1 rRNA gene is annotated in these 511 nt (G+C 41.1%); it reads left to right on the top strand.

The window, feature by feature from the left end:
* Positions 1 to 179 precede the first annotated feature (179 nt).
* Positions 180 to 294, top strand: a 5S ribosomal RNA gene (rrf, locus tag H4J59_RS00050).
* Positions 295 to 511 lie beyond the last annotated feature (217 nt).

The raw sequence follows: 511 nt of genomic DNA, 5'->3' as shown, positions 1-511 counted from the left end.
CCCATTCCGAACTCAGAAGTGAAACGTGTTAGCGCCGATGGTAGTGTGGGAGTTCCCATGTGAGAGTAGGACATTGCTAGGCTTCTATTTAGAGAAACCCGTAGCTGACGCTACGGGTTTTTTGTCTAAACCTTATGACTTAACTAATTTTTAAGTTGATTAACTCATAAAGTTTTTTGTTTGATGACAATAGCGACATGGCCCCACCTGATCCCATTCCGAACTCAGAAGTGAAACGTGTTAGCGCCGATGGTAGTGTGGGAGTTCCCATGTGAGAGTAGGACATTATCAGACTCCTATTAAAGAAGCCCGATTCGAAAGAGTCGGGCTTTTTGCTGTCTGCTATTTAAATATTATAATAAAGCCAATCTGAAATGAATATAGTGATACCAATTCCGATAATTAACTGTTCAACTTTGCCCAGTCCCTTCTGCATAGAGATAAGACCCGTTCTGTATCCGCTATGAAGTTGTTCCATGCAATAGAACACTTATCCACTATATCCTCATAA

The sequence above is a fragment of the Colwellia sp. MB02u-10 genome (assembly GCF_014077185.1).
GTDB lineage: Bacteria > Pseudomonadota > Gammaproteobacteria > Enterobacterales > Alteromonadaceae > Cognaticolwellia.
This window is presented reverse-complemented; position numbering and strand designations above follow the sequence as displayed.